Source organism: Alcaligenes sp. GW821-FHT11D07 (assembly GCF_058808495.1).
Genome location: NZ_JBXART010000002.1, coordinates 765823 through 786905, shown reverse-complemented (window position 1 = coordinate 786905; position 21083 = coordinate 765823). Strand labels below are relative to the sequence as shown.

General features: G+C 55.9%; 17 protein-coding genes and 1 tRNA gene. 8 read left to right on the top strand and 10 right to left on the bottom strand.

Features of this window, described 5'->3' with window-relative positions:
• Nucleotides 1–71: 71 nt before the first annotated feature.
• From AC1RSM_RS12185 to cysS, 7 genes are all read right to left on the bottom strand, one after another.
• Nucleotides 72–632, bottom strand: a complete 561-nt coding sequence (locus tag AC1RSM_RS12185; protein WP_492932808.1) for a hypothetical protein — start codon at nt 630–632, stop codon at nt 72–74.
• 406 nt (nt 633–1038) lie between these two features.
• Nucleotides 1039–1131: transfer RNA gene (locus AC1RSM_RS12180), tRNA-Ser, on the bottom strand.
• A gap of 60 nt (nt 1132–1191) precedes the next feature.
• Entirely contained in the window at nt 1192–2445 is a 1254-nt protein-coding gene (locus AC1RSM_RS12175) for an aspartate kinase (protein ID WP_492932807.1), read from the bottom strand.
• Nucleotides 2446–2612: 167 nt separating this feature from the next.
• Entirely contained in the window at nt 2613–3560 is a 948-nt protein-coding gene (gene tilS, locus AC1RSM_RS12170; protein ID WP_492932977.1) for a tRNA lysidine(34) synthetase TilS, read from the bottom strand.
• Nucleotides 3561–3690: 130 nt separating this feature from the next.
• Entirely contained in the window at nt 3691–4656 is a 966-nt protein-coding gene (locus tag AC1RSM_RS12165) for an acetyl-CoA carboxylase carboxyltransferase subunit alpha (protein ID WP_492932806.1), read from the bottom strand.
• A gap of 26 nt (nt 4657–4682) precedes the next feature.
• A complete protein-coding gene (locus AC1RSM_RS12160; protein ID WP_492932805.1) occupies nt 4683–5354 on the bottom strand; it encodes a DNA-3-methyladenine glycosylase family protein in 672 nt (223 codons plus the stop codon).
• The gene (cysS, locus tag AC1RSM_RS12155) at nt 5339–6790 is read right to left on the bottom strand and encodes a cysteine--tRNA ligase (protein ID WP_492932804.1); all 1452 of its coding nucleotides are present in this window, start codon (nt 6788–6790) and stop codon (nt 5339–5341) included. Before cysS ends, AC1RSM_RS12160 begins: the two co-directional genes overlap by 16 nt.
• Nucleotides 6791–6980: 190 nt before the next feature.
• On the opposite strand from cysS, the gene AC1RSM_RS12150 reads away from it, so the two are divergent.
• The 3 genes from AC1RSM_RS12150 to AC1RSM_RS12140 all read left to right on the top strand — a co-directional run bounded on the left by AC1RSM_RS12150 (nt 6981) and on the right by AC1RSM_RS12140 (nt 9139).
• Nucleotides 6981–7667 carry a tetratricopeptide repeat protein gene (locus AC1RSM_RS12150; protein WP_492932803.1) on the top strand — a complete coding sequence of 229 codons (687 nt, stop codon included), beginning with the start codon at nt 6981–6983 and terminating at the stop codon, nt 7665–7667.
• Between the two features lie 169 nt (nt 7668–7836).
• Entirely contained in the window at nt 7837–8346 is a 510-nt protein-coding gene (locus AC1RSM_RS12145; RefSeq protein ID WP_492932802.1) for a peptidylprolyl isomerase, read from the top strand.
• Nucleotides 8336–9139, top strand: a complete 804-nt coding sequence (locus AC1RSM_RS12140) for a UDP-2,3-diacylglucosamine diphosphatase (RefSeq protein WP_492932801.1) — start codon at nt 8336–8338, stop codon at nt 9137–9139. The genes AC1RSM_RS12145 and AC1RSM_RS12140 overlap by 11 nt, the downstream gene beginning before the upstream one ends.
• 1643 nt (nt 9140–10782) lie before the next feature.
• Here AC1RSM_RS12140 and AC1RSM_RS12135 read toward each other — a convergent pair.
• From AC1RSM_RS12135 to AC1RSM_RS12125, 3 genes are read right to left on the bottom strand one after another with little or no spacing between them, the layout of a single operon-like run.
• Complete coding sequence (locus AC1RSM_RS12135; RefSeq protein ID WP_492932800.1) at nt 10783–11646, bottom strand: undecaprenyl-diphosphate phosphatase; 864 nt, start codon at nt 11644–11646, stop codon at nt 10783–10785.
• Nucleotides 11647–11672: 26 nt separating this feature from the next.
• Nucleotides 11673–13259, bottom strand: coding sequence for a TerC family protein (locus tag AC1RSM_RS12130; protein ID WP_492932799.1), 1587 nt, complete (start codon nt 13257–13259; stop codon nt 11673–11675).
• Nucleotides 13260–13317: 58 nt separating this feature from the next.
• On the bottom strand, nt 13318–14109 hold the full coding sequence (locus AC1RSM_RS12125) for an inositol monophosphatase family protein (RefSeq protein ID WP_492932798.1): 792 nt from the start codon (nt 14107–14109) through the stop codon (nt 13318–13320).
• Between the two features lie 108 nt (nt 14110–14217).
• Here AC1RSM_RS12125 and AC1RSM_RS12120 point away from each other — a divergent pair, with 108 nt between their 5' ends.
• The 5 genes from AC1RSM_RS12120 to mdcA all read left to right on the top strand — a co-directional run bounded on the left by AC1RSM_RS12120 (nt 14218) and on the right by mdcA (nt 21062).
• On the top strand, nt 14218–15066 hold the full coding sequence (locus AC1RSM_RS12120) for an RNA methyltransferase (RefSeq protein WP_492932797.1): 849 nt from the start codon (nt 14218–14220) through the stop codon (nt 15064–15066).
• Between the two features lie 145 nt (nt 15067–15211).
• Nucleotides 15212–15982: an IclR family transcriptional regulator gene (locus AC1RSM_RS12115; RefSeq protein ID WP_121738390.1), complete on the top strand. Its 771-nt coding sequence runs from the start codon at nt 15212–15214 to the stop codon at nt 15980–15982.
• A gap of 634 nt (nt 15983–16616) precedes the next feature.
• Nucleotides 16617–18026: a short-chain fatty acid transporter gene (locus tag AC1RSM_RS12110; protein WP_492932796.1), complete on the top strand. Its 1410-nt coding sequence runs from the start codon at nt 16617–16619 to the stop codon at nt 18024–18026.
• Nucleotides 18027–18035: 9 nt separating this feature from the next.
• Nucleotides 18036–19322 carry an amidase gene (locus tag AC1RSM_RS12105; RefSeq protein ID WP_492932795.1) on the top strand — a complete coding sequence of 429 codons (1287 nt, stop codon included), beginning with the start codon at nt 18036–18038 and terminating at the stop codon, nt 19320–19322.
• A gap of 57 nt (nt 19323–19379) precedes the next feature.
• Nucleotides 19380–21062, top strand: coding sequence for a malonate decarboxylase subunit alpha (mdcA, locus tag AC1RSM_RS12100; RefSeq protein ID WP_492932794.1), 1683 nt, complete (start codon nt 19380–19382; stop codon nt 21060–21062).
• The last annotated feature ends 21 nt before the right edge of the window (nt 21063–21083 follow it).

The window sequence follows — 21083 nt, the reverse complement described above, 5'->3', positions numbered from 1 at the left end:
ATGGCGGGTAATAAACATTAAAAAGGCGCCTTATTGGCGCCGATTGATTATGCAGCCGCCCACCAGCGTGCTTATTCCAGAGTCGCCATGACGGTATCCAGCTCGCTGAGATGAGGCAGAACGGGGGGGACATCGCTACGCGTGGCAATCAAACGCAGGATATGCGTTTTACTTTCCTGGAAGGTACGCATTAACTGCTCAAGTTCGGCAGTGGAATATTGGCGGGCATTATCACGCAAGGCTTCTTCCAGCAGATCCAGTTGCTCGTACACCGAATCCAGCTCTTCACGCTCTTGTATATAGAGTCGGGTAAGCCAGATCTGTTGGCCAAGCACGTTCCACTGATCCAGTCCCGCAAAGCCGTGCTTTTGCGAAAGACTATTTAAGCGGCGATACAGGTCCGAACCGCGCTGCACCTGAGTCACGTCCAGCACGGGTGGCAGACCGTCCGGCATGCTGCCGTCCCAGACCGGCTCACTGCGCTCTACCGTTTGCAGGACAGGCAAGATATCGCGCAGGCTTTGCACGTAACGAGTCACCACCTGCTCATCTAATGCCAGCTCTGTGGAGGACGCCAAAAAAGGCAAGCCCATTAAGGCAATGCCACAAATACAGAGGACTCGTTTAATCATCGCTCGCCCTAAAAAACAAGACCATCGTCTTGAACGACGCAAAAGACATTCTTCGATTGTAAGCACGAGGTTCGCTGGTTTTCTTTGGCTGTGCCAAAAACAACACAGCCTTTTCAATCCTCAACTGTTTTGTCTCGAAAAGCCTTGCACTAAAAATAATGTTGACTGCTTAAACTGCTCAGCATGAGTGACCTGCTGCTACCCGCCAGGATTAGAGCGAAGGCCGTCAGAAAAGTAACAATTATTTTTTTCGTTCTGCTACTTGCAAAGACTCAACCGCAGTTTTGATGCCCTTTTTCGCTGCCATGCTCTTTAAACACAGCAGACTGGACGATCAAATAGTTAGCCACGATATTAATAGGCAATAAAAAAGCCCTTGAAGAACAAGGGCTTAATTATTTCTAGCTGGCGGAGACGGAGGGATTCGAACCCTCGATACGGGTATAAGCCGTATGCTCCCTTAGCAGGGGAGTACCTTCAACCTCTCGGCCACGTCTCCAGCTCTAGGAAAGAAGCTACTATAGCATTTTTAAAAAACCAATGCAAATAGCAAAAGAGATTATTTTTCCTGATCCAGTTCGAAGGTCTTGTGCAGAGCACGTACAGCCAATTCCATGTACTTGTCCGCAATGATGACCGAGGTCTTGATCTCGCTGGTGCTGATCATCTGGATATTGATGCCCTCTTCGGACAAGGCGCGGAACATGGAGCTGGCAATACCAGCGTGGTTACGCATGCCAATACCGACGATGGACACTTTACATACGGCTTCGTCGAACACGATTTCGCCAGCACCAACGGCCGGGCCAACCTGATTGGTCAACAATTCCTTGGTGCGCAGCGCGTCATTGCGGCTGACGGTAAAGGAGAAGTCTGTCGTGCCCTGAACCGACAGGTTCTGCAAGATCATATCGACTTCGATATTGGCGGCAGCAATGGGGCCCAGAATGGAATAAGCCACACCGGGGGTGTCAGGCACGGCACGCAGGGTGAATTTAGCTTCATCACGGCTGAAGGCAATGCCCGAAACAACGGCAGCTTCCATTTTTTGGTCTTCCTCGAAAGTAATCAGCGTGCCCGAAGACATTTCTTCTTCGAGCGGAATCAGGGGGTCGGTCATAGAGGACAAGACACGGACAGGAACCTTGTACTTGCCTGCAAATTCTACGGACCGGATTTGAAGAACTTTGGAGCCCAAGGAGGCCATTTCCAGCATTTCTTCAAAGGACAGCACTTTCATGCGACGCGCTTCAGGCACCACGCGGGGGTCGGTGGTATATACACCGTCCACATCAGTGAAGATCAGGCATTCGCTGGCCTTCATGGCCGCGGCCACAGCCACCGCCGAGGTGTCCGAGCCACCACGACCCAAGGTCGTGATATTGCCTTCTTCATCCACGCCCTGGAAACCGGTCACAACGACCACACGGCCTGCGTCCAGATCCTGGCGAATACGGGTGTCATCAATAGAACGAATGCGTGCACGCGTGTAGGCATTGTCGGTTTGCACGGGAACTTGCCAGCCAGCGTAGCTGCGGGCGGGAACGCCTTCAGCGGCCAGGGCCATTGCCAGCAAAGCGCTGCTGGCTTGTTCGCCAGTGGCTGCCAGCATATCCAGCTCTCGTGGATCAGGCTGAATACTCAGTTCTTTTGCCAGGCCTAGCAAACGGTTGGTTTCGCCGGACATAGCCGAAGGAACCACAACCACTTGGTGCCCGGCGGCATGCCATTTGGCAACCCGACGCGCCACATTCTGGATGCGCTCGATCGAGCCCATCGACGTGCCGCCATATTTATGTACGATCAGGGACATCTTTTACTCTGCATCAAAGGGCTAAGGTCTGGGATAGACACAAAACCCAACTATTCTAACGACTTTCTGCGCCCCAAGCGTAGGCTCCACCGCATGCCAACGCAAAAAAACACGTACTTTGTCGACTCAACACCATAGCCCACACTCCTGCCACAGGCCACCCGAAACTACTCACTTGCTTGATTAGCCCCCAAGTCATCTTGAGAGGGAGTGTCCCCCAGGGCTTCGATCAGCACCCGACCACGCACACAGCGGATCAAGTGCTGTCCATGTTTCCACATCAAATTTCTGTCGTGGCCTTGCGCATGCAAGCCACGCAACTGTCGCAAAAGCTCGGCAAGACGAGCCTGTGTAGGCAAACCCGCGCCTTGCTCTTGCAACCAATACCGGATCACCAGACTTTGCCGGGCCGCCTCCAGGCCACGCCAGGCCTGCAAACTGAAACTGCGCCCACATGCATCGGGCTCCAGACTTTGCCAATCTTGGCTGGCCACACTGTCCAGGACCTCCTGTGTTTCCCGGCTTAACTGGGCCTGACGTTGAAGTCGGCTCTGCCAGCCTGGCCAGCGCGCATCCAGCACAGGCGTGAGCAGGTCACGCAGCGCACCACGGGTGTATTCAGGATTGATATTGGTGGGATCTTGCACCGCTTGCCAGCCCGTGGCCGCAGCAAAATCATGACTGGCTTGCAGAATGCGCGTCCTGGGTTGTTCCAGCCAGGGACGCCAATAAGTGAGCTGATCGCGTTGCATGCGCGGGGCCATCGCGCCCAGGCCGGTTGTCCCCGTGCCGCGCAGCAAACGCATTAACACTGTTTCGGCCTGATCGTCTTGGTGATGCGCCAGGAGCACATGCTGCAGCCCCAGAAACTGAGCCAGTTCAGCCAAGCCTTGATAACGAGCATCCCGGGCCGCGGACTCCATACCGTCTGCACTCAGGCGGCGGGACTGGACCTGAACTCGCAGGCTATGACAGGGACGCTGCAAACGAGCCGCCAAATCATGCACATGCCATTGCCACTGCTCGGCCATGGCCTGCAAGCCATGATGAATATGAAGAAAATGAAGTGTGAGCTTGCGGCGGCTGGCCCAGAGATGGGCATGTACCGCCAGCATTGCCGAGTCCGCACCACCACTTAAGGCAACAGCGACACTATCGCCGCTTTTAAAACGTAGGTGATGGTTAAGCGCCTCCAGCAGCAGGGGTGAGGGGCTAAAGCCCCCCAGCTGACTGGAAGGCAGAGGATCAGGCACGAACTTCCTGATAGCGGCCGTAGGCCAAGAGACGTTCCATACGCTGCGCCAGCAATTGCTCAGTTGTCAGGCCAGAGACTTGACGCAAGGCGTCAGCCAAAGCACGGCCCAACTGGCGCGCCATCATGGTGGGGTCGCGATGCGCGCCACCAATAGGCTCGTTAATCACGCGGTCTACCAGACCCAAATCTTTCAGGCGGGGAGCAGTAATGGCCAGCGCCTCTGCGGCAACCGGGGCCTTGTCTGCGCTGCGCCACAAAATAGAGGCACAACCTTCAGGCGAGATCACGGCGTAGGTGGAGTATTGCAACATGGACACCACGTCACCCACGGCAATTGCCAAGGCACCGCCCGAACCACCTTCACCAATAATGGTGGCAATGATGGGCACTCGCAGCTTGGCCATCGCAAACAAGTTGTGGCCAATGGCTTCGGATTGACCGCGCTCTTCTGCGCCAATGCCTGGGTAGGCACCGGGCGTGTCCACGAAGGTGAAAACAGGGATACCGAATTTTTCGGCCAGACGCATCAGTCGCAAAGCTTTGCGATAGCCTTCTGGGCGAGGCATGCCGAAGTTACGGCGTGCGCGCTCTTTGGTATCGCGGCCTTTTTGATGGCCAATGACCATGCAAGGCGTGCCATTGAAACGAGCCAGGCCACCCACAATGGCCAAGTCATCCGCATACATGCGGTCGCCGTGCAGTTCATGGAAATCAGAGAAGATCTGATTCACATAGTCCATGGTGTAGGGACGTTGTGGATGACGAGCAACCAGGGCCGTTTGCCAGGGAGTGAGCTTGGCATAGATGTTCTTGGCCAAGGTCTGGCTTTTTTGCTGAAGGCGGCTGAGTTCCTCTGAAATATCCACAGCGGAATCAGATTGCACGTAGCGGAGCTCTTCGATTTTGCCTTCGAGCTCGGCCAAAGGCTGCTCAAATTCCAGGAATGTATTTCGCATGTCGGTTCTTAAGGTTTAGGCCTAATTTAATATCGTACCGCAACTGTGTTCAGACTGCGCCACAGATGCCAGGTAGCCACCGTGCACCACGGTGCCCAAGCCTGAGCAACTTCACGCGCTTCGAACCGGGATACCGGTTCGCCGCTGAAATAGTGCTGTGAGATTGCCTTGAGCAGGCCCGCATCATCCAAAGGGAGAACATCAGGTCTGTGCAAGTTGAAAATCAGAAACATATCTGCCGTCCAGCGACCCACGCCACGAATGGCGCACAGGTCTGCAATGACGGCCTCATCAGACAGGGATTGCCATGCCTGGGGGTCGATTTTACGAGCATCAAAGTGCGTCGCCAAATCTACTATATATTCGGCCTTGCGCTTGGGCAGCCCCAAGCCGTGCAAGGCATCGTAACCCAGCTCAATAATCAGTTCGGGGGACAGGGCTTGCCCGCAACCCTCCAGCAATTTTCGCCAGAGCTGGTCAGCGGTACGTGAGGCCAGTTGCTGACCCACAATAGAGCGCACCAAGGTGGTGAAGGCTGGCGCCTGATGCTGCAGCCAGTAATCGCCGTGCTGGGGGATCAATTTGCGCAAGATACGATCGCGCTTCATCAACTGGGCGCACGCGTCGTCCCAGTAATCTGGCTTGCCCACCAAGCGAACCTGCGGGCCGGACTGGACGCCGCTTAGGCCCTGCGCCATTGCGTCGCTCCACCTGGCCGATCTTCAAGCTCAACGCCCTGCTCTTTAAGCTGCTCACGGATGGCGTCGGCGCGCGCAAAGTCACGGTTTTGTTTGGCTTGGCTGCGTTCAGCCATCAGCTCGTCAATCTGGGTATCGCTTAAGGATTGAGCACCGGCCACATTGGCTGCCTGCCCAAAGCGGGTGCTGGCACGCCAGTAGACGGCGGGGTCAACTTGCAACAGACCCATCACACCGCCCAAGGCGCGCATCAAACCAGAGATCTGGGCATCTTTATCGCGGTTAGCCTGACCGGCTAGTTCAAACAAGACAGCCACGGCCCCAGCTGTGTTGAAGTCATCATCCATTGCCTGAGCAAATGCCAGCGCCGGACCTTGAGTCCAGTCGATCTGGACGTCAGCAGCGGGAACATGTTGCAGGGTTTGGTACAGACGATCCAAGGCTTGTTGAGCATCACGCAGATTATCTGGCGCGTAGTTCTGCATGCTGCGGTAATGGTTGCGCACAATGAAAAAGCGCAGCATTTCCGCTTCGCGCGGGTTGGCATCGTAGCTGCTTTCTTCGTCGGCCAGCCCTTCGGGAGCCACCGTATCGCGAATGCGACGGAAGTTACCCAAAGACTTGGACATTTTTTCCGAGTCCACCATCAGCGGACCGCAGTGCATCCAGACATTGGCCAGTTGGCCACCGAAAGCGCCTTCGGTTTGCGCAATTTCGTTTTCGTGGTGAGGGAACTTCAAGTCCGGGCCGCCGCCATGAATGTCCAGCGGCAAACCCAACAGGGCTTTGCTCATGGCAGAACATTCAATGTGCCAACCTGGGCGACCCAGGCCATAAGAGGATTCCCACTTGGATTCAGCAGGCTCTTCATCCTTGGCCGATTTCCACAGCACAAAATCCAGGGGATCGCGCTTGGCGGAGTTCAAGGCCACCCGTTCACCGGCACGCAAGTCGTCCAGGGAACGACCCGACAATTTGCCGTAACCAGGGAATTGACGCACCGCGTAATTCACATCCCCATCGTCGGACTGATAGGCCAGACCGTTTTCTTCCAGCTTGGCAATAATGCCCAGCATATCGGGGACGTGCTGAGTGGCACGGGGCTCCGAATCCGGGCTTTGCACACCCAATGCCTTTTCGTCGGCATGCATGGCATCAATATAGAAGTCCGTAACTTCAGACATTAGCTGGCCGCGCTCGACCGCGCGACGGATGATCTTGTCATCAATGTCCGTAATATTGCGCACGTAGGACACGCGATACCCACTCGCTCGCAACCAGCGCTGCACAATGTCAAAGCTGACCAGCATACGGGCGTGCCCCAGGTGACAGAAGTCGTACACCGTCATGCCACAGACGTACATACGTACGTGGCCCGGTTCGACCGGAGAAAACACCTCTTTAGAGCGTGATAACGAGTTATAAATGCGCAACATGGCCTGTAATCGTCATAAAATCGGAACTTTGCGCCAGAACGATTGCCCCAGGCTTGTGTTTCCGTATTTCCCGCCCGGCAAGAGGCAAGGTTAGAATGATGGTCAATAAGTATAGCAAGCAGACCTCGTTAAAGGCAGCAATCTACCAACCTTCCTGGTCTTCAAGCCAGATTTTATAGGCGCCCCCTCTGTGTTCAGTACACCTAGACGGAATCGGTTTCTCGCTCCTTACACCCTGGCCCTGATGCTGGCCTTGGGTTTCAACGTGAGCGCCCAATCCCTGCCCGAATTGCCCCCCGCCGGTGCGCGGGTGAACGATCCTTTGCTGGATATCGCCCCTGAACCTGAGCGCGGCTGGAAGGGATTGGCCCGTGCGCTCGATGTTCTGGCTCCCAGTGTCGACACTTCTTTGCCGCTAAGCGCTGCTGAAGTCAGCCAGCGTATCAGCACCTTGATTGCCCAAGGCCGTCACGCCGATGCCTTGCAGGCTATCGACAAGCAACTGGAACAGCGCAAAGACAAGGGTGAGCCCGGCGCGAACGTGCAATTGCTGTTTTTGAAGGCGCGCGCCCTGTCGGCCAGTGGTGACCACAATGCTGCCATTCGCCTCTACCAGGATATGACCACCTATTATCCAGAGCTTCCCGAGCCCTGGAATAATCTGGCGGCTGAATACATTGCGCAGGACAAGCTGGACATGGCATTGGAAGCCCTGAAAATGGCGCTTACCGCTGATCCTTCCTACGCACTGGCCCGCGCCAATATGGGCGAAGTACAACTGATGCTGGCCAATGACACGTATCGTCAGGCGGCCTCCAGCGGCATTTCCAAAGCAGCCCAGCGTGCGCAACAAACCGGCCAAATTCTGCAACAATAAGATTTTACTTTGACGGGATTGTTCCTTTCTTATGTTTGCAAGCACATTTCAATGGTGTGGTCAGGCTCGCAGCTTGCGCACCCTGGTTATTGCTGCCTGTATGGCTATGCCTATGATGAGCAGTCCAGCCATGGCAGCAGATTCTTCCACTTCTTCTGAAGGCACTTCTATGAGCACCTCTCCACGCGTCCAACTGCAGACCAATCAGGGCACCATCCTGATTGAACTGAACGCTGAAAAAGCCCCCAACACGGTTGCCAACTTCGTGGACTACGTGTCCAGCGGTTTTTATGACGGCACTGTGTTTCACCGTGTGATCAACAACTTCATGATCCAGGGCGGCGGTTTTGAGGCCGACATGAAGCAAAAGGCCACGAATGCTCCGGTCAAAAACGAAGCCGACAACGGTTTGAAGAACGAAAAGTACACGCTGGCCATGGCTCGTACCTCCGATCCACATTCGGCTACCGCTCAGTTCTTCATCAACGTGGCTGACAACGACTTCCTGAACTTCACCGCTCCTACCGCCAATGGTTGGGGTTACGCCGTATTTGGCCGTGTGATCGAAGGCATGGATGTGGTCGACAAGATCCGTACCGTGCGCACCGGCAACAAGGGCTTCCACCAAGACGTTCCTGTTGAAGATGTCGTTCTGGAAAAAGCCACGCTTGTCGAATAAGCTCACGCTTTCGGGCAACGTCTGGATTGCGGCGGACCTGCATTTGGGTCCGGACAATCCAGACACCGTCCAGGATTTCTTGCAGTTTCTGCACTCCGCCCAGCGTCAAGCTCAAGTCTTGATTCTGGGCGGTGATATTTTCAATGCCTGGATTGGCGACGATCAAATTGCCCGCCCTGCTCCCTGGCTTGTTCAAGTCAGCGATGCTCTACGAGCATTTGCATCAAGCCACACTTTGTATTTGATGCGTGGCAATCGGGATTTTTTGCTGGGGCAAACTTATGCTCGCCATGTCCATGCCACACTCTTGCCCGACCAAACTGTTCTGGATACCAGCGCCGGTTTGATTTTGATGTCTCATGGCGATGAGTACTGTCTGGATGATCTGGCCTATCAGCGTTTTCGTTATTGGGTGCGCAAGCCCTGGCTTCAGAAGTTATATCTGGCCTGCCCTTTAAGTCTGCGCCAACGCATTGCCGATTCTGCCCGTGCGGGTAGTCAGCGCGGCAAGCAGTACAAGTCCACAGACATTATGGATGTGCAGCCTGCGGCTATTGTTGCGGCTTGTGAGGCGCACCCTGTGGCGGCGATGGTGCACGGTCATACGCATCGTCCTGCTGTGCATGACATTCCCGGCTTTGAACCGGTACGCCGTTGGGTACTGCCGGACTGGGATGCAGAACCGGGTGGCATCCGTCGCGGGGGCTATATCAGTATTCAGGGTTCGGACTTATGTCTGCATCAGTGGGGAATGGCGGATCAGTGCCAGACGCTTGCTGCGGTGAACGCTTAAAGGCTGTTTGGTTTTACGGTTTAGCTTTACGGCTAGGCTCTATAGTTCTCTTTCATGCCTGCCTGATCCTTGTGTGCATCTTGCTCGGCCTAGTAGCCTCGTGGCTGCTCAGGTTCAAACAGTTCCAAAAGCTACTTTCATTACGTAGCTAACTTCTCCAAAAACTCTATTTTTTCTCTGCCGCATTCAGTTGCTGGGTTGGCGGCTGCCAGGTTTTTATCGGCTACTGGTTGGTAAGTGAAGGTTGGCTGTTCGGCTGCAGACAGCGGGTGGAAGGTGTGGTTCGGGGTTGAGTTGGGTTTGGGTTCGGGGTTGGGCTGGGTTGGGTTGGTTTTGGGTTCAAGGTTGGCTTGGGCTTGGGCTTGGGTGAGACTTTAGTTTCGGCTGTGACTGAGCCTGCGGGTGTGGGTGTGGGTGTGGGTGTGGGTGTGGGTGTGGGTGTGGGTGTGGGCATAAGCGTAGGTGATTTCCGGTGGGCGGTGGGCGGTGGGCGGTGGGCGGCTGAGTTTAGTGCTTGTGGAACAACTGGGTTTTTTAGTCGTTCTGCAGGCAGGTATCGGCTATTGCCACACAAGCATTTTTGAGGGCCCCAAGCCGCTCGACTTGGCGGGTCTCCAGCCCGTGCTGTGCACGGGTCCCCTGGTCTCTTGAGGCATCCAGGCGCTCTGTGAACTCGCCGGGCACTTGGTCCCCCGGACCAAGTGCAAGCGTCCGGCTCAAACAGCACAGAGCTTGTATCCTGTATGCCTCAAGAGCCTGCGGCTGAACCCCTGACTCGCCTAGTCGAGCGGCTTGGGGCCCTCAAAAACGCTAAAGAGACCGTCACTCTTGCCTACAACTCAGCCCCTCAGACAAACAACGAATCAAGCACCTAAGCTAAGGGCAATTTTCCAAGATTTCAGACACAAGCAGCGGATAACAGAACGGAGATAGCGCTGGCCTAATCGATGATTTGAGCCTCTCGGTCCGGCTGCTCCCGTAGCGGGGCGGTTCAGACTGCTTGCCGCGGACAGTGTCTTGATACGGGATGCAAGTGCTCTGCTGTGTGAGCCCGGCGCTTGTGGTTTGTCCGGGGGACAAATCACCGGGCGAGTTCAGAGCACGCCCGTATCAAGACACTGACAAGGGCACCGGTGCGCAGCGCCGGCAAGTAGTCAGCCCAGATACGGGAGCAGCCGGACCGAGAGGCGTCTTTGCTGAAGCCCAGTGCTGCCCTGAGATGTCCTCTGGGACACTGAATCCTCCAAACGTCTGACCCTGCTCTCGCTAGCAAAAGCAAGAAGCTGTCGGACAAACAAAGCGATGAGCGGCAAGCACTAAGGATAGAGGTAGACGTAACGACCAAGACAGAGGCAAAGGCAAAGGCAAAGGCAAAGGCAAAGATAGGCGAAGAAGTATAGATAGGGGTAGGGAAGAAATAGAAAAAGAGAGGCCGGGGGAAAGGCAGAAAGAAAGAAGATAAAAATCAGCTCAGAGAACTGAAACACACAAAGAACAAACCACTAACAGCCAACAGCCAACAGCCAACAGCCAACAGCCAACAGCCAACAGCCAACAGCCAACAGCCCTAAAATCGTAGGGCAAGAAAAATCCCCGCTGGCAACAAGTGCAAGCGGGGATTCTGAAACCTTTAGATGACTAAACTAGCGAGTCATCAACCACACTAATAAGACCGCCCCCAGGCCAATCCGATACCAGGCGAAAGGCCGGTAAGTACGGCTAGACACAAAACGCAGTACAGCCTTCACCAAGAACAACGCGCTGAAGAAAGCGGCCACAAAACCAACAATAATTGCCGTGCCCTGATCTGGACTCAAGGACGCACCATTGCGGTACAGGTCATAAACCGTTGCGGCCAACATGGTGGGCATGGCCAAAAAGAAAGAGAACTCCGTCGCCGTCTTGCGCTGAATTCCGGCCAGCATGCCACCAATAATTGTGGCTCCCGAACGGGAAGTACCCGGCACCATCGCAACGCACTGAGCAAAGCCCACCACCAGAGCCTGCTTCCAGGTGATCTCCTCCAACGCAAACGCGGTCGCTTTTTGCGACGTTGCCGTTTCACCTTGATCTGCCTCGGACAGATTCTTTGCGTACTGCGGCTTGCGCTCTACCCACAACATCAGCAGACCACCCAGCACCAGGGTGAACACAAACACAATCTGATGATGGAACAAGGCCTTCACATACTGAATCGTCAAAGCACCAATGACCGCCGCGGGCAAAAAGGCGATCAACAGATTGCGGGTGAACATCATCTCGGTTCGATCACCCCGCAAGGTGCCGACGATCAACTGAATCAAGCGGGCGCGGAAGATCCAGACTACGGCCAAAATAGACCCGAACTGAATCACTACCTCGAACACCTTCGCATCACCGGAAGAAAAATCAATCCAGGAACCCAGAATCAGCAAGTGTGCCGTGCTGGAGACAGGAATAAATTCCGTAATGCCTTCAATGATCCCCAAAAACAGGGCTTTCAAAAGATAGACAGTTTGCTCAGTCATGTTGTGTGAATCAAAGCCAATAAAAATTAAGACGCCAGGAACGGATCGATTTGCTCGTCATCGTAAGGCAGACGTTCCAGGCTGACCTGGGAAATGCGACGCCCATCCAGCTGTTCCACCTTGAAGCGATACATTGCATCATTTTGTTCAAGCTCGCAGACATCACCCACCTTGGGTAGCTGCCCGAAACGGGTCAGAAGATAGCCCGCCAAAGTGGCATATTCTTCCTCTTCGTCCACCAGACCGTCCACCCCCAACATCTGTTCCAGATGATGCAAGTCCGTAGAGCCATCCAGCACCCAATGGTCCTGGGACTCCTGAACAATATCGGGGCTCTCGTCTTCGCTGGGGAAGTCACCGGCAATCGCCTCGAAAATATCCAGCGGCGTCACCAGCCCTTCAATCGTGCCAAATTCGTCCGTCACCAAAACCAGCTGGCCACGGCTTTGTTTAATGGTTTCCATCAGGTTCAAGATACCGATGGACTCATATACAAAGACCGGCTGACGCAACTGATCCAGACGGATATGACCATGAATCAGCAAATCTGCCAGTAACTCTTTGCTTCGACCAATGCCAATGACCTCATCCAGCGAGCCGCGACAAACAGGCACCATGCTATGGGGCTCTTGTGTCATTTTGTCGCGCAAGACTTCGGGGGAGTCCTGAATATTTACCCAGGTAATCGCATTGCGCGGCGTCATGACCGAATGCACGGTGCGCTCTGACAAGGTCAACACACCGCTGACCATATTGCGCTCTTCCTGACCAAAGACCATCTGGGCACCACTGCCGCCGGGCAGATCCGGACCGATGGATGCTTCTCCCGAGGATGGGCTCTTGCCCAGCATGCGCAGCACGGCCTCGGCAGTGCGTTCACGCATGGGACGCCCGGCTTGCAACTGGCGCAACTTGCGGCGCGCCAGTTGATTGAACATCTCGATCAGGATTGAGAAAGAAATCGCCGCGTACAGGTAGCCCTTGGGAACATGCACCCCAAAGCCCTCCACCAGCAGGGACAGACCAATCATCAGCAGAAAGCTCAGGCACAGAATCACCACGGTGGGCCGGCTGTTGATGTAGGCCGTCAAAGGTTTGGAGGCCACCAGCATGATGCCAATGGCAATCACTACAGCAGCCATCATGATGGGCAAATGCTCCACCATCCCGACGGCAGTGATCACGGCGTCGATAGAGAACACCGCATCCAGCACGACGATCTGCGCCACGATGACCCAGAAACTGGCATACATGCGCGAGCCCGAGGCATGGACACTGCGGTTATCAATACGCTCGTGCAGCTCCAGCGTGCCTTTGAACAGCAAAAAGAAGCCGCCCACGATCATGATCAGATCGCGGCCAGAGAAATCCAAGCCAAAGACAGAGATAAAAGGATCGGTCAGTTGTACCAGATAGGACATGACCGTCAACAGGCCAAGCCGCATCAGCAGGGCCAGCGACAAACCTAATACACGCGCCCGGTCGCGCTGCGCCGGAGGCAACTTGTCGACCAAAATTGCAATGAACACCAGATTATCGATGCCCAGCACAATTTCCAGAACCACCAGTGTGAGCAACCCGACCCAGGCAGTCGGGTCCATCAACCACTCCATCTCAACTCCTTGGCGCTGTCATTAAAAGAACACCCCGGTCAGGCCGGGGTCTACGTTCTTAATCCTGCAGGTGCGCCAGCATCTGAATAAAGATCTTCGGGCTGGCGGCAATCACGTTGCCAGTTTCTTTCCAGGTTTGTTCGCCTTCAAAGTCGCCCACCAGACCACCGGCTTCAGTCACCAGCAAAGTGCCTGCGGCCAAGTCCCAAGGTTTCAGGCCAACGGCGCAAAAGCCGTCCAGACGACCCGTAGCGACGTAAGCCAGATCCAGAACCGTTGCACCCACGCGACGCACAGCGGCGCACTCGGACAACATATCGGTAAAAGGAGAGGTGGTTTTGACACCGGCACCCGAGTTGGGCACATGAGCGCCGATCAGGGCATCGTGGTAACGAGTCTGGCCCGAAACACGGATACGACGATCGTTCAGGAAGGCACCGCCTCCACGACTGGCAGTGAACAGCTCGTTGCGTGTGGTGTCATAGATAACGGCGTGCGCAGTTTGACCACGGTGCACCAATGCAATCGAGATGGCGTAGCAAGGAAAACCGTGGATAAAGTTGGTGGTGCCATCGAGCGGATCAATCACCCACTGGTATTCGGGCGTGCCTTCACCTGCGGGCTCCAGCGGTGGACGCTCGCCTGTTTCCTCGCCAATGAAGCCATGATCAGGGTAGGCTTCGCTCAAAATTTCAATGATGGCTTCCTCTGCTGCGCGATCCACTTCCGTGACATAATCTTTAGGGCCTTTACGCGCGACCGACAGGTGCTGGAGGTCTAGACTGGCGCGAGAGATAATGGTGCCGGCACGGCGAGCCGCCTTGATGGCGGTATTGAGCATCGGGTGCATGGAAATTCCGTTTTTTTAACAATAATTGAGCCTGCCTGGCGAGCCCTGATGCAGGGAAAAATCGCGTGGGCAGACACAGGAAGCGTAGCTTCAAAGTAGCTATTTTAAATGACTCAGACGCAAGCATCGGCATTTGATGATAATTTTCACCGGGTTCGCTTCATTATGGTGCAACCCAGCCATCCTGGAAACGTGGGCGCAGCAGCGCGAGCGATCAAAACCATGGGCTTTGGCGACTTATGCCTGGTTGACCCGCTGGACCCGGACGTTGCACAAAACCCTCAAGCGATCTCGCTGGCCAGCGGCGCAGTGGACGTTTTAGAGCGCGCAACGATTGTTCCTACCCTGGCGCACGCACTGGAACCGGTCACTTTAGCCTTTGCGCTGACCGCCCGCCCCCGCTATCTGGGCCCGCCTGCGGCAGATATTCGCCAAACGGCAGAACTGAGCCGCGAGCACCTGCGCCAACACACAGGAACGGTCGCCATTGTATTGGGAACTGAGCGTGTCGGTCTGGCTAATGAACATATCAGCCTGTGTCAGTATCTGTGCCACATCCCGGCCAACCCGGAATACAGCTCTTTGAACGTAGCCCAGGCCCTGCAACTGGCGGCTTGGGAACTGCGTTATGCCTTGCTGGCTGAAAGCGGTGCCAGCCTGCTGCCCGACACCGACGGCAAGGCTGACCCGGGAAAGGAGCTGGCTCCGCACGCTAAAGTGCAGGCTCTGCTGCAACATTGGGAACAAGCGATTGAAAGCGTGAAGTTCCTGGACCCCAAGCACCCCAAGAAACTGGTGCCGCGCATGCAGCACTTGCTGGGGCGTGCCCAGCTAAGTCTGGATGAAGTCGATATGCTGCGTGGCCTGTGTACCGCCATGATCAAGACGGCAAAAACGGCAGGCCATCCCATTCCAGAACAGCGTAAAGACGACTCGGCTGGACCGGAGCGTCACTAAAACCGGACGTTGTCCGGCCTGACCTCGCCGCCCGCCTTACCCAGCGGGCAATCTGGCCTGATGAACGATCGCCCTGTGGACACTTTGGCGGCTGGCGTATATTCTTACTGAGTTACTTTTAGGTAAGCGATCGCTGTCTTCAAGCATGAACACTCCCGAGACCGTAGAACCACAGGATCAGGCTGGGCCGCGTACCTTGCAGCGCGGCCTGTTGGTACTCAAAACTTTGCAGAACCATCAAGGCAAAGGACTGAGCGTGACCGACCTGTCGCGTGCAACCCAATTGCAGCGCCCCACCATCTACCGCCTGTTGGCTGCCTTGATCGATCACGGTCTGGTGCAAAACAGCAGCCATAGCCGGCGCTATAGCGCAACCCGCCAGGACCAGGGCCTATTTGGACTGGACCCGCGTGTCACCATCATGCAGCCCATCATGCAGGAGCTCGCTCAACTGACCGGCGATGCCGTCTTTCTGGTGGGACGCGATGGGGATGACTCCATCAGCCTGTGGCGCGAGATTGGCCCCTACCCCGTACAGATTCTGGCTACCTATGTAGGCAAGCGCCAACCCTTGGGCGTAGGCTCGGGCGGCATGGCCTATCTAGCCACTCTGGGCGATGAAGCCATAGAGCAGATCATCGAGCGCAATGCCAACCAACTGGATCAGTACGGCGGCATGACTCAACGCGAGATGCGCCAACTGGTCACCAATACCCGTATTCGCGGTTACTCCGTAGTTGGCAACTACGCGGTACGTGGAGCACTAGGGGTTGGATGTGCACTGTGTGACCACAAAGGACGCCCTATCCTGGCTATGAGCGTCACCGCCATTACCGAACGCATGCCAGCTCCCCGTCAAAAAGAAATTGCCGGTCTGCTGCGCGACGCACTGGATTCGGTCGCAGACAAGTTCTGAACGGTCGTGGACGCAACGCGTCCGCGTCCCACTTTGGCTACCCTACGTACACCCCAATCCTCAGCACCAGCAAATGCTCTGGTGCCTTCTGTTTAGCAAAGTGGCCCTCCGCCCTTTCGCCTCCCCTGCCTCTGCACTAGCCACCAGCTTGTATTGATGTGCCCGCCGCCTCTCAATGGCGGGCCTGACCGCAAATCGTCCCCTGCTTCTACTCAAGCAAGCCTCCCGTCGATGCATTGAGACCATGCCAGGCTTTCTATCGCCCTAAACGATACGCCGACTAATAAATTCGTTTTAGCTAAATATCCCCACTCTCCAAAAAGCAGGCCGCTTTATATCCAAAGCCGCTTGTACAGACGCTTGCCCCCCTTTTTTATCCTAGGGTTAACGCGCCATCGTTTCACTCTGCGTAAAGAATTGCACAGTTGCTTTATTGATCTGCCACCGAGCCTGTCGCTATCTTGTGCACACAACGATAAGCCTGCTAACAGGCACGCCAAAAAAAGGAAGGCGAGATACAGGCGACAGTCACCACCGAGAAGGACGCGCTAGCGGGACTGTGTATCAAGCATCCAACTTCCATACGCCGGTCCACTAGCCAGGCCGGGGAGACAAAAAAAAGGATAAGTTCATCATGAACAATACCGCTACCATCACGGCCAAACCCAGGCCAAACTTGCTGACTCGCTTTACCAATATCTGCGTGCGTTATGTAGAAAAACTGATGCCTGACCCTTATCTGTTTGCGGTCATTCTCAGTTTGCTGGTTGTAGGACTGATTGCCCTGTTTGTCGATGGCGCCACCCCAGGAGGAATGGTGGATGCCTGGTATCGCGGGGTGTGGGGCCCCAAGAGCATTTTTACCTTTGCTTTGCAGATGGTGCTGATTCTGGTCACGGGCTACACCCTGGCTGAAGCACCTCCGTTAAAACGCGCCATTATCTGGCTGGCCTCTCGTGCCCGTACTCAAGTTGAAGGCGCTCTGCTGTGTTTTGCCGTGGGGTCAATTTTCTGCCTCTTGAACTGGGGCCTGGGCCTGGTGGCCGGTGCTCTGGTCGCACGTCAAGTGGCGCGCCGTTTGCCCAATGTGCACTTTGGCTATCTGATTGCCTCGGGCTATATGGGCTATCTGCTCTGGACGCAGGGCCTGTCCAGCTCTATTGCGCTTGCCAACACGGACCCCAGCAGCCCCATCAACGTCATCCATCAACTAACTGGCATGACGGTCCCTTTCAGCCTGACCATCTTTCAACCGTATAGCTGGGTGCCGGTAGTTGCGCTGATCATTTTGCTGTTTCTGACCATCTGGCGTATGGAGCCAGACTACGCCCTGCCACCCGACCCCGCCGTCTTTGCCGACATTGAAAAGGACCTGCCCAAAGACAAACCCCGCACCCCGGCTGAAAAACTGGAAAACCTGTGGATTTTGAATGTGCTGTTCTTTGCCGCGGGTATGTACTACTTCGTGCGCAGCGGATTTGCATTGAACATCTCATCCATGATCATGCTGTTTACTGTGACGGGTGCGCTGCTGCACTGGACCCCTATCCGCTTTATCAAAGCCTTTGTGGAGTCGGCCAAAACTGCGGGCCCGCTGATCCTGCAATATCCGCTGTACGGCGGCATCATGGGTTTGCTGGCCTATATCCCCATGGACGGCGGGCGGGCACTGGAAGAGATCCTGTCCTCTGCATTGGTGACTGGCGCCAATGAATACACCCTGCCCTTTTTGACCTTTATCGCCTCCATCATCATTTCCCTGTTCGTACCATCAGGCGGCGGACACTGGGGCGTGCAAGGCCCTATCGCGGTGCAATCGGCACTGGCAATCGGCCAAGGCGGCCAAGCCTATTTGGGCCTGATGTCCATGGCCGTGGCATTTGGTGAAGCCGTGGCCAATATGATCCAGCCCTTCTGGCTGCTGCCCGTACTGGCCATTGCCCGGCTCAACGTACGGCAAGTCATGGGCTTTACCGTCGTAGCTTTTCTGATTGGCACTGCGGTTCTGACCATTGCTATTCTTATTGCACCCTTCACGATCTAAGGACTTGCCATGTCTGTGACTGATTTCGCCCCCCGAAACACGACATCTTGCCAAGAGGCTGTGGAGGCCGCTCTTGCCCGCTATGAGCAAACCGAGGATTTGATCCACGCCTTCGCCCATCTGGACAAGGCTCAAGTGCGCCGAGTGGCCAAAGAGCAAGATGAAGGTCAAAGCGACGGCCCCTTGAAGGGGCTGATCGTGGGCATCAAGGACTTGATCAACACGGCTGATGCCCCGGCTACCTATGGCTCGCCCATTTATCAGGACAACCGTCCCCAGCAAGACGCCGCGATTGTGCAAGCATTGCGTGCGGCGGGAGCCGTACCGTTTGGCAAAACCGTCACCACGGAATTTGCTCTGTTCAGCCCGCCCAAAACCCGCAACCCCTGGAATTTGGACCACACACCGGGGGGATCGTCCTCGGGCTCGGCAGCCGCCGTTGCAGCCAATGTGGTGCCCGTGGCCTTGGGCACGCAAACAGCAGGCTCCGTGGTGCGCCCGGCAACTTTTTGCGGTATTTACGGTTTCAAGCCCAGCTTTGGGGCCTTGCCTATCAGCGGACTGAAAACCATCAGCCCATCCTTAGATACCTTGGGCATTCTGGGCCAAAGCCTGCATGACATCCAACGGGTATTCCATGCCTTGCGCACGACGCCCACAGTGCCGCAAGCATCACTGTCGCTGCCATTGCGACTGAGCTTTCTACATACCCCGTGGTGGTCAGACATTAGCGCCGATCTACGTGATCGCCTGGAAAACGTGGTGGCGCGCCTGCAGGCCGACAGCGAGCAGTTTACGACTCATACCAGCGACAAAGACCGTCTATTTGGTGAGCTGACCCAGGCCCAGCAAGTGGTAATGGGCGCTGAGGTACTGGTGCACTTGGGTCAAGAGCGCCAGAACCATGCGGACCAGCTCTCACCCGTTTTGCAGGCCTATCTGGATAAGTGCGCGCAGACCAATCCTGCCGAATTGATTCAGGCGCAAGGCCTGCTTAATCAGGTCAAGCGCCAGCCCGATCTGATCTTTGGGGATGCCGACCTGATTGTGAGCGCTGCCGCTTTGGGCGAAGCGCCAACGCGCGACACCACGGGCGATCCGCTACTGTGCCGCGCCTGGACAGCGCTGGGCATTCCCTGCATCAACTTGCCCATTGGCTTTGGTAAGCAGGGGCTACCAATAGGACTGCAAGTGGCTGCTCGCCCCGGACAGGATGAGTTGCTTTTAGAAGCGGCCAGCCGCATCGCCCAGAGTCTGGGCACATTGAACATCGCACTGCCTGAACTCCGATCCTGAGGCATCAGGCAGTTTATTTAATGGATCACATCGACAGAGGTAGAACAGGGAAACCCAATGACGGACAGCAACTGGAATCTTAAGAATCAAGCCCGCCAGCAAAGACTGCAACGTGCCAGCCGCGCACTGGGAGACTCTTTGAATGGCAAGGTATGCAGCACGGATAAAGCAAGCACTTTGCTGGAGGCCGTTTTACAAGTGGGGGACAGAGTTTGTCTGGAAGGCAATAACCAAAAGCAGGCCGATTTTCTGGCTGATGCACTGGTGGCCGTCAATCCCGCGCAGATTCATGACCTGCACATGGTGCAATCCGTGCTGGCCTTGCCCCAGCATCTGGATGTATTTGAAAAAGGCATTGCCAACCGCCTGGACTTCAGCTTTTCTGGCCCGCAAGGTGCGCGTCTGGCCAGACTGGCGTCGGCAGGACGCTTGAACATCGGTGCCATTCATACCTATCTGGAACTGTTTGCCCGCTACTTTGTGGACCTGACCCCGAATGTTGCGCTGATCGCTGCCCAGGCCGCGGATGAGCACGGCAATCTGTATACCGGCCCCAATACCGAGGACACCCCGGCAATCGTAGAAGCCACGGCCTTTTCCGGCGGCATTGTCATTGCTCAGGTCAACGAGCTGGTCGATAGCAAGACCACGCGTTTGCCGCGTGTGGACATTCCTGCGGACTGGGTGAACTTCGTCATACCCGCCCCACGCCCGCACTTTATCGAGCCCCTGTTTACCCGCGACCCCGCCCAGATCAGCGAAATTCAGGTCTTGATGGCCATGATGGCCATCAAGGGAATCTATGCCGAATATGGCGTGCAACGCCTGAATCACGGCATTGGTTTTGATACTGCAGCCATTGAACTGCTTTTGCCCACCTACGGCGAATCCTTGGGTTTGAAGGGCAAGATTTGCCAGCACTGGGCCTTGAATCCCCACCCTGCGCTGATCCCGGCCATTGAAGCTGGATGGGTGCAGTCGGTGCACTCCTTTGGTTCCGAGCTGGGCATGGAAAACTATTTGCGCGCTCGCTCCGATGTGTTCTTTACCGGACCCGACGGCAGCATGCGCAGCAACCGCGCCTTCTGTCAGGCTGCTGGTCACTACGCCTGCGACTTGTTCATTGGCTCCACCTTGCAGATTGACCTGCATGGCAATAGCTCCACGGCCACCTTGGGCCGTATTGCTGGTTTTGGAGGCGCGCCGAATATGGGGGCCGACGCCCGTGGCCGTCGCCATGCCAGCCCGGCCTGGTTGAAAGCGGGTCAGCAAGCTCGTGCAGGACGCCAAGGTGCCGCTGGCACACCACGCGGTCAGAAGCTGGTAGTGCAGATTGTAGAAACCTTCCGCGAGCACATGACCCCGGCTTTTGTAGAGACGCTGGATGCCTGGACACTGCAAGAACAAACCGGCATGGATTTGCCGCCCATCATGGTCTATGGGGACGATGTCACCCACATCCTGACCGAAGAAGGCATTGCCAATCTCTTGCTCTGCCGCACTGACGAAGAACGCGAACAAGCCATACGTGGCGTGGCGGGCTACACCCAAGTGGGTCTGGGCCGTGATGCCCGCATGGTGGAAAACCTGCGCGACCGTGGCATCATCCGCCGCCCCCAGGACCTGGGCATAGACCCACGCCAGGCCACACGCAATCTATTGGCCGCACGCAGCATGCGGGACCTGGTTCAAGCCTCCGGCGGGCTGTATCAACCGCCGGCCCGCTTTCGTAACTGGTAATGGCCCTCAAGACGTTTTGAA

What these genes read in the sequence shown, in the direction of transcription:
- AC1RSM_RS12185 (WP_492932808.1), bottom strand. Translation starts at nt 632, where the DNA reads ATGATTAAACGAGTCCTCTGTATTTGTGGCATTGCCTTAATGGGCTTG.
- AC1RSM_RS12175 (WP_492932807.1), bottom strand. Translation starts at nt 2,445, where the DNA reads ATGTCCCTGATCGTACATAAATATGGCGGCACGTCGATGGGCTCGATC.
- tilS (WP_492932977.1), bottom strand. Translation starts at nt 3,560, where the DNA reads ATGCTGGCGGTACATGCCCATCTCTGGGCCAGCCGCCGCAAGCTCACA.
- AC1RSM_RS12165 (WP_492932806.1), bottom strand. Translation starts at nt 4,656, where the DNA reads ATGCGAAATACATTCCTGGAATTTGAGCAGCCTTTGGCCGAGCTCGAA.
- AC1RSM_RS12160 (WP_492932805.1), bottom strand. Translation starts at nt 5,354, where the DNA reads ATGGCGCAGGGCCTAAGCGGCGTCCAGTCCGGCCCGCAGGTTCGCTTG.
- cysS (WP_492932804.1), bottom strand. Translation starts at nt 6,790, where the DNA reads ATGTTGCGCATTTATAACTCGTTATCACGCTCTAAAGAGGTGTTTTCT.
- AC1RSM_RS12145 (WP_492932802.1), top strand. Translation starts at nt 7,837, where the DNA reads ATGAGCACCTCTCCACGCGTCCAACTGCAGACCAATCAGGGCACCATC.
- AC1RSM_RS12135 (WP_492932800.1), bottom strand. Translation starts at nt 11,646, where the DNA reads ATGACTGAGCAAACTGTCTATCTTTTGAAAGCCCTGTTTTTGGGGATC.
- AC1RSM_RS12130 (WP_492932799.1), bottom strand. Translation starts at nt 13,259, where the DNA reads ATGGAGTGGTTGATGGACCCGACTGCCTGGGTCGGGTTGCTCACACTG.
- AC1RSM_RS12125 (WP_492932798.1), bottom strand. Translation starts at nt 14,109, where the DNA reads ATGCACCCGATGCTCAATACCGCCATCAAGGCGGCTCGCCGTGCCGGC.
- AC1RSM_RS12120 (WP_492932797.1), top strand. Translation starts at nt 14,218, where the DNA reads ATGACTCAGACGCAAGCATCGGCATTTGATGATAATTTTCACCGGGTT.
- AC1RSM_RS12115 (WP_121738390.1), top strand. Translation starts at nt 15,212, where the DNA reads ATGAACACTCCCGAGACCGTAGAACCACAGGATCAGGCTGGGCCGCGT.
- AC1RSM_RS12110 (WP_492932796.1), top strand. Translation starts at nt 16,617, where the DNA reads ATGAACAATACCGCTACCATCACGGCCAAACCCAGGCCAAACTTGCTG.
- AC1RSM_RS12105 (WP_492932795.1), top strand. Translation starts at nt 18,036, where the DNA reads ATGTCTGTGACTGATTTCGCCCCCCGAAACACGACATCTTGCCAAGAG.
- mdcA (WP_492932794.1), top strand. Translation starts at nt 19,380, where the DNA reads ATGACGGACAGCAACTGGAATCTTAAGAATCAAGCCCGCCAGCAAAGA.